The sequence below is a fragment of the Kangiella sp. genome (assembly GCF_014762745.1).
In the GTDB taxonomy this organism is placed as follows: domain Bacteria; phylum Pseudomonadota; class Gammaproteobacteria; order Enterobacterales; family Kangiellaceae; genus Kangiella.
In genome coordinates this window covers 1-7,636 of sequence record NZ_JABURJ010000094.1, presented here as the reverse complement: position 1 = coordinate 7,636, position 7,636 = coordinate 1, and the positions used below count along the sequence as shown (strand labels likewise).

7 protein-coding genes are annotated in these 7,636 nt (G+C 45.5%); 3 read left to right on the top strand and 4 right to left on the bottom strand.

Annotation, left to right across the window (positions count from 1 at the left end; genetic code table 11):
- From rho to HUJ19_RS07100, 3 genes are all read left to right on the top strand, one after another.
- Window positions 1–650 (top strand): transcription termination factor Rho (rho, locus tag HUJ19_RS07110; protein ID WP_290623022.1); only part of this gene is annotated, 650 nt, incomplete at its 5' end.
- Between the two features lie 642 nt (window positions 651–1,292).
- Window positions 1,293–2,774 carry a 4-hydroxy-3-polyprenylbenzoate decarboxylase gene (ubiD, locus tag HUJ19_RS07105; RefSeq protein WP_290623021.1) on the top strand — a complete coding sequence of 494 codons (1,482 nt, stop codon included), beginning with the start codon at window positions 1,293–1,295 and terminating at the stop codon, window positions 2,772–2,774.
- A 41-nt stretch (window positions 2,775–2,815) separates the two neighbouring features.
- Window positions 2,816–3,565, top strand: a complete 750-nt coding sequence (locus HUJ19_RS07100; protein ID WP_290623020.1) for an NAD(P)H-flavin reductase — start codon at window positions 2,816–2,818, stop codon at window positions 3,563–3,565.
- 47 nt (window positions 3,566–3,612) lie between these two features.
- Here the strand turns inward: HUJ19_RS07100 and HUJ19_RS07095 are convergent, their stop codons facing one another.
- From HUJ19_RS07095 to ftsX, 4 genes are all read right to left on the bottom strand, one after another.
- Window positions 3,613–4,407: an ABC transporter substrate-binding protein gene (locus HUJ19_RS07095; RefSeq protein WP_290623019.1), complete on the bottom strand. Its 795-nt coding sequence runs from the start codon at window positions 4,405–4,407 to the stop codon at window positions 3,613–3,615.
- A 265-nt stretch (window positions 4,408–4,672) separates the two neighbouring features.
- Window positions 4,673–5,524: an RNA polymerase sigma factor RpoH gene (rpoH, locus tag HUJ19_RS07090; protein WP_290623018.1), complete on the bottom strand. Its 852-nt coding sequence runs from the start codon at window positions 5,522–5,524 to the stop codon at window positions 4,673–4,675.
- 321 nt (window positions 5,525–5,845) lie between these two features.
- Window positions 5,846–6,418: a YceI family protein gene (locus HUJ19_RS07085; RefSeq protein WP_290623017.1), complete on the bottom strand. Its 573-nt coding sequence runs from the start codon at window positions 6,416–6,418 to the stop codon at window positions 5,846–5,848.
- Between the two features lie 188 nt (window positions 6,419–6,606).
- Entirely contained in the window at window positions 6,607–7,575 is a 969-nt protein-coding gene (gene ftsX / locus HUJ19_RS07080; RefSeq protein WP_290623016.1) for a permease-like cell division protein FtsX, read from the bottom strand.
- Between the last annotated feature and the right edge of the window lie 61 nt (window positions 7,576–7,636).

Below are 7,636 nucleotides of genomic sequence, written 5' to 3'. Positions count from 1 at the left end.
TGCTGATCGTTCTTCTGATAGATGAGCGGCCAGAAGAAGTGACCGAAATGCAGCGTTCCGTAAAAGGTGAAGTGGTCGCCTCAACTTTCGATGAACCAGCAGCGCGACACGTTCAGGTTGCCGAAATGGTCATCGAAAAAGCGAAACGTCTGGTCGAGCATAAAAAAGACGTCATTATTCTGCTCGATTCGATTACCCGTCTAGCGCGTGCCTACAACACAGTAGTGCCATCATCCGGTAAAGTATTAACCGGTGGTGTTGACGCCAACGCGTTACAGCGCCCAAAACGATTCTTCGGTGCCGCGCGTAACATCGAAGAAGGTGGTAGCTTAACCATTATCGCCACAGCTTTAGTAGATACAGGCTCCAAGATGGACGAAGTGATCTACGAAGAGTTTAAAGGCACGGGTAATATGGAATTACACCTGTCGCGCAAAATTGCCGAGAAGCGTGTCTTCCCAGCCATCGACTTCAACCGCTCAGGTTCGCGAAAAGAAGATTTGTTAACCGGGCCGGAAGAACTTCAGAAAATGTGGATTCTGCGCAAGATTCTCCATCCAATGGATGAGATCGACGCGATTGAGTTTTTGATTGATAAGATGGCGATGACCAAAACCAATGACGAATTTTTCGACGCCATGAAAAGATAGGCCATAAAAGGTCTTTTTAGTTTTTTGCTTTGTTAGTCTCGCTCTCGCTCGGTTACGTATTAGTATACGCGCCCTCGCTGTGAGCGAGACTGCCTCGCAAAACTCCTAAAAATCCACTTTTCTGTCTCTATCTTTAGTGAACAATAATTACTACCCTCATTCACTACTTGTGAAATCGTCATTAAAAATTTTGCTACGCCTCGCCTAGAAAGAAAAATCTTAATTTTAAAGAAGAAAGGTTGACCTTAGCCTCGGGTAGATCCCCTTTATATTTAGCTGAATTATTCTCAAGTGATAGCAATTCAAATCTGGATGATTTGAATAACGAATTTCAGCACAGGGATGTGATGTAATTCGTGGTGCGTAAAGTCGCTTGAGAATGATGAAGGCAGTTATTCGAAGAATAACCTAAATATAGGGTGTCTTTTCTTTTGGTTCGTTTTCTTTGGACAAGCAAAGAAAATGAACAGACAAACTAATTTTCTATAGTGGCTATATCAGTAAGTAAACCCATCTCCGAACATAGCATTATCCAAAGCAATTACTTAATATTGTCCAAAGCAGAAATCTAATACCCTAATCGGTAGGGTTTTACTGATAATCTGCTAAAATACCCCCACTACTAATCAACTCAAAATTCTCATGCAATACAAAGATCTGCGTGATTTTATCGCTAAGCTTGAATCTATGGATGAGCTTAAGCGTGTTTCTGTGGAAGTTGATCCTTATCTTGAGATGACGGAAATCTGTGACCGTACTTTGCGGGCGGGTGGTCCGGCGATCTTGTTTGAGAATGTTAAAGGTCATTCGGTTCCGGTGCTGGGTAATTTGTTTGGCACGACGCGGCGGGTGGCTCTGGCGATGGGTAAGGAAGATTTAACCGGTTTGCGTGAGTTGGGTGAGCTGTTGGCCTTTTTGAAGGAGCCTAAGCCGCCAGAAGGTTTTAAGGATGCCTGGCAGCAGTTACCGGTGTTTAAGCAGGTCTTGAATATGGCGCCTAAGGTAGTTAAGAAAGCGCCGTGTCAGAAGGTGGTTTGGGAAGGCGATGAGGTCGATTTAAGCAAGATTCCGGTGCAAACCTGTTGGCCGGAGGATGCTGCGCCTTTGATGACCTGGGGTTTGACCATTACCAAAGGGCCGCACAAGAAACGTCAGAATCTGGGTATTTATCGTCAGCAGGTCATTGCTAAGAATAAGCTCATCATGCGCTGGTTGGCGCATCGGGGAGGCGCTCTGGATTTCAGAGAGTGGTGTCAGCAGAACCCTGGTCAACCCTTCCCTGTTTCGGTGGCCTTTGGTGCTGATCCGGCTACCATTCTCGGTGCCGTGACACCAGTGCCGGATACCTTGAGTGAATACGCTTTTGCCGGACTGTTGCGTGGTGAGAAAACCGAAGTGGTGAAATCGCTCGGTAATGATTTGCAGGTTCCGGCCAGCGCCGAGTTTGTGCTGGAAGGTTATATTGACCCTGAAGAGATGGCTGATGAAGGCCCTTATGGTGATCATACCGGCTACTATAATGAAGTGGACAGCTTCCCGGTGTTCACTGTTGAACGCATTACCATGCGTGAAGATCCCATCTACCACTCAACCTATACAGGCCGCCCACCGGATGAGCCTGCGATTCTGGGTGAAGCATTAAATGAAGTCTTTGTACCCATTCTTCAAAAACAATTCCCGGAAATTGTCGATTTCTATTTGCCACCGGAAGGCTGCTCCTACCGACTGGCAATTGTTTCCATGAAGAAGCAATACCCAGGTCACGCCAAGCGTATCATGATGGGTGTCTGGTCGTTCCTGCGTCAATTCATGTACACCAAGTTTGTGATTGTGGTGGATGATGATGTGAATACGCGCGACTGGAAGGATGTGATCTGGGCAATGACCACGCGTGTCGATCCGACCCGTGACTGCACCATGATTGATAATACTCCGATTGATTATCTGGATTTCGCCTCCCCGATTTCTGGCCTTGGTTCAAAAATGGGTATTGATGCAACCAACAAAATGCCCGGCGAAACAGACCGCGAATGGGGCAAACCGATTGTGATGGATCAGGCGGTTAAAGATAAAGTAGATGCCATGTGGCAAGAGCTGGGTCTGGAGCCAGAAGACGATAATTGATTTGAGCAAAATGATTCGAGCCAAGATTATTTGAGAGTAATATGTCTGAACAAAACACTGAAAATTTAGAAGCTACTTTTGTTGATTGTGAAGTCACCTTGGTGCGCCGCATTGGCCGTGATGTCTACTGGGTGCAGTTAACGCCGACAAAAGAGCCTCTGCCCTCCTTCACCGCTGGCCAGTATTTAATGCTGGAGCTGGATGATGGTTCACTATGCCCTTTCTCAATTGCCAGTTCGCCACTGCAGGATGTATTGGAGTTACATATCCGCCGCTTACCGGGTCATGATGCGGCTGATAAAATTGTCAGCCAGTTGAAACATCGTAACTTGGTCAGATTGCAGATGCCTTATGGTGAGTGTGTGCTTACTGATTCAGATCGCCCTGCGGTTTTTATAGCCGGTGGCACAGGCTTTGCGCCTTTCCATTCGATTATCAAGACCGCGCTAAAAAGCGGTGATAAGCGACCGCTAATTTTGTACTGGGGAGCACAAACGTCGGCCGATCTTTATTTACTTGAAGAGCCGCAAACCTGGGCTGAAAAACACGATCACTTCAACTTTATTCCTGTGCTTTCCGGACTTGATGAGCAATGGCAGGGCCGCAAAGGATTTGTTCACCACGCCTTTATGCTGGATCACGATGACTTAACCGATATGGACATTTATGTGGGGGGCTCAGAGCCAATGGTGATGTCGGTCTATCAGGATCTGCTTGATAGGGGCGTCAGCGAGAACGCGATTCATTCGGATATTCTCAACATCAAACGCGAGATGGGACTGCTCAAATAGACACAAAAAAGCCACCCGAGGGTGGCTCAAAGTCGAACAAGTCTTGATTACTGATACTTGGCAACGATTGGATTAACCTCATTCTCAGTGACCAGGTTTTTAATCGTATCTTGCAGCGCCTTGGACTTTTCTGGTGACAAGCCCTTCTTACTGAACATAAAGGATACGCTATCGCTAGGAATGGTGATGTTCGATTCTTTAACCTGCGAATCTAGCCCTTTGCGTTTGATGATATAACGACCTTCTACTGGGTCAGTTAAGACACCGTCGATGGTGCTGTAAATAACGTTGTAGAAACTCTGCTCACCAGAGTTACCATCAATAAATAAAGGGCCGTACTGAGGGTGATTCATCAGGTTGTAAACATCTTCGCCGTAGTAATAATCATTGGTAATACCAATCTTGTTACCGCCACTCAAGAAACCGGATAGGTCTGAACCCTGATAGTCATTGGTGGAGCGGACGAATAATGAAAAGGATTCGCTACGATAAGGCACAGAAAAATCAGCAAAAACTTTACGCTCTGGGGTTTCGGTTGCGCCACCAAGAACGTCGATTTCGCCTTTCTCAAGCGCGGTTAATAATTCAGTCCAACTTTTTTGAACATATTGAATATTACACTGAGTGGCATCCGCAGCTTTTTTAAAGATTTCGATATCGATGCCCTGCATTTCGCCGTTATGCAGAAACTGGTACGGAGGGCGTGGTTCCCAGCCGTATTTAATCACGCAATCATAACTTTTACTGGCAGTGGTTTCGGTCGTAGCAGGATTGGTATCCCCTCCTCCGCAAGCCACCAGCAAGAAACTACTCACAAACAATAATGTGCTTAGACGATTCATAAAGCCTCCCCAAGCTTTTTAATTATAATGACGCATTCATCTTGCTACTAAATGTGAACTGGATCAAGTATTTGTTGTATAAAAAATTGACAAAAAGGATGAAAAGTAGCCAATAGTTGATTGAAATGTCGACAAATGGTTTAAAAAGTAAACCAAAAGTGACTTGATGTGTAAAAACTCTGAAATTGGTGAGTAAAAGACTCAGATATAAAAAAAGCGACCAAAATGGTCGCTTTGTGAACATAAATGTTAATCAGGAATTTAATTAGCTGATAGCATTCTTGATTTTATTCATGGCATTCTTCTCAAGCTGGCGGATACGCTCGGCGGAAACACCATATTTGTCAGCCAGATCATGCAAGGTTGCTTTCTGGTCGTTTAACCAGCGCTGTTGCAGGATGTCCTGACTTCTTTCATCAAGCGTTTTCAGAGCAGACAGTAAGCGAGTTTCGCGCTGATCCTGCCAGTCTTCCTGCTCAATGGCTACAGCCGGATCCGAGTTCGGAGACTCAAGATAATGAACCGGTGCATAGACCGCATCATCGTCATCGCTGGCATGTGGCGCATCAAATGAAGCATCATGTGCGTTCAGGCGCCCTTCCATGCGTCGAACTTCTTCTTCGCTCACGCCTAAATCTTGCGCAACAGCATTGATCTCATCATTGTTGAGCCAGTTTAAGGTTTTCTTTTTGGAGCGAAGGTTAAAGAATAATTTACGTTGCGCTTTAGTGGTCGCTACCTTAACGATACGCCAGTTACGCAATACGTACTCGTGAATTTCGGCTTTAATCCAGTGCACTGCGAAGGACACCAGGCGAACGCCAACATTCGGGTCAAAGCGCTTGACCGCTTTCATCAGGCCAATATTACCTTCCTGGATTAAGTCAGCCTGTGGTAAGCCGTAACCGCTATAGCTTCTTGCAATATGGACAACAAAGCGCAAGTGAGCCATTACTAACTGACGTGCTGCTTCAAGATCGTTGTTGTCATGAAATTGGTGAGCGAGCTGCTGCTCTTCTTCAACGGAAAGGACAGGAATAGCACTGACGGTACTGATATAACCATCAATACTGCCTGTTGGAACGGCTAACGCCATGTTCATTGGAATATTGCTCATGCATTCCCTCCGGGTGTTAAAGATTGACCAATATTAGCACTGTTTAATCGAGAGTGCTAATATTTTGGCACTCTAAGCCTAAGAGTGCTAATCGATTAAAAAGTTCCATACAAAATTGAAGAGCGAGGCGAGAGATTATAAGGCCTGGCGGGTCATTTGTATCCTTGAAAGAAGTAACCTACACCTATCGCAATAAGAAATAAAGTGAAACTTGTTAAAGTCTTTTAGTGGCTTTGTAACAGGACATTAACAGCCTGAAAGAGGGGTTCCTGCCAGACAAGTAAATCAGTCAGTTAGCAGGAACCAGGGCTAAAAGAGGACTTATTTGGCAGATGCTTCCACTTCGATGATGATATGCACATCGTCGCCAACAGCCGGAACACCATACTCCATGCCCCATTCTGAACGCTTGATAGTGCCGGTGGCAGAAAAACCAACATGAGGCTGCTCGCTCATCGGGTGAATACCGGCCTGATTCAAGGTTAAGTCTAGAGTGATAGGTTGGGTTTTACCAAGAATGGTTAAATCTCCATGCAATTTACCGGTTTTTTCACCTGTTTTCTCAAGCTTGGTGCTCTTGAAAGTCATGGCCGGAAACTGCTCAACATCAAAGAAATCTGGATTACGCATGTGATCGTTCCATTCCTTGTTTTCCAGATCGATGCTCTTAGTGTTGATTGAGACTTCGGTTTTGGCGGTTGACCAGTCTTCCGGATCAAAACTTAAAGTACCCTCGAAAGCGCGGAACTTACCGTAAGAGTTAGAATATCCTAAGTGATTGACTTTAAATATAATTTGGCTATGAACCGTATCAAATTCATAGTCTGCTGGTTTGGCATTGGCTGTGCTGGTGAAGGCTAATGCGCCAGCCATTAATGCTAATAATGTTTTCATGATGAGTTTCCTTTTCCGGTTAATATAAACGCTGTCTATTCAAACAAGCTTGCTCACTATAAGCAAATAGCATAATAGAATTTTGAGTATTACCTCAGGGTATAGCTGATAAGTAGTTTTAAAACCTGTGTTAAGTGTATGGCTTTATGGTGAGCAAAAGGTGAAAGGTCATGAAGTCTCGAACTAGACTAGGTTGGCTGAATATCTTTGAGGTGTTTGCTGACAGAAAACCAGGCGCCAAACAGGCCAAGTCCAGCTCCAATGGCCAACAGACTGAGGGTCTGGCTTGGTGCCAGCCCCATCAGCGAGAAGCCGCTGTTATAGAGGTCGGCCAGCGTAGAAGAAGGGCGCTGCAACAGCATTAAAACGATATTTACCATTAAAGCGGCGAGCAGGGCAGCGATTAAGCCGTACCAGAAGCCACTATATAAGAATGGACGTCGAATAAAGGCGTCAGTTGCGCCAACCAGTTTGATCACCTGGATCTCTTCACGGCGGTTCAGAATGGCCAGTCGAATGGTGTTACCCACAATCAGAAGGACGCCAAAAGCAAGTAAGATGCTGACAAAAGAACCAATCTTCTGCGAAATTACAAGAATCGCCTGGTAACGCTGAATCCATGCCATATCCAGCTGGGCCAGATCTACCATGGGATTCTGCTCCAGCTCCTGAGCCAGTTGCTCAAGTGTGGCTGCAGCGGCATGGGTTTCATAGGGCGTAAGAATGATGCTGTCTGGCAGAGGGTTATCGCTAAGATAATTAAGCGCATCGCCAAAACCTGATTGCTGTTTAAAGTCTTCAATGGCTTCTTCTTTCGGCACCAGCACCACTTCCTTGAACTCAGGACGGAAGCTTAATTCCTGAATAAAATCAGTTCTCTGTTCAGCGTTGACATTGTCTTTAAGGAACAGAGCCATTTTGACGCCACCACTCCAGTTACTGCTGATCGCCTTGGCATTGGAGCTAAAGACGTAAAAAGCCGTCGGCAGTGCAAGAGCAATAGCCAGTACAAGAATGGTCAGCAGGCTATTGGCCGGGTGGCGAAAAACATCCAGCAGAGTCGTCATTGCATTCTTTTTATGCAATGAAATGGCCATTCTGAAACGGTCAATAAAGCTAATTTTATAGGTGGTGTTCTGGCGACTGCTTTTACTCATCAAACGCTGCCTCCGCCAGTTCGTTACGAATGGTGCGGCCTTCTTTTAAGGTAATGACCGG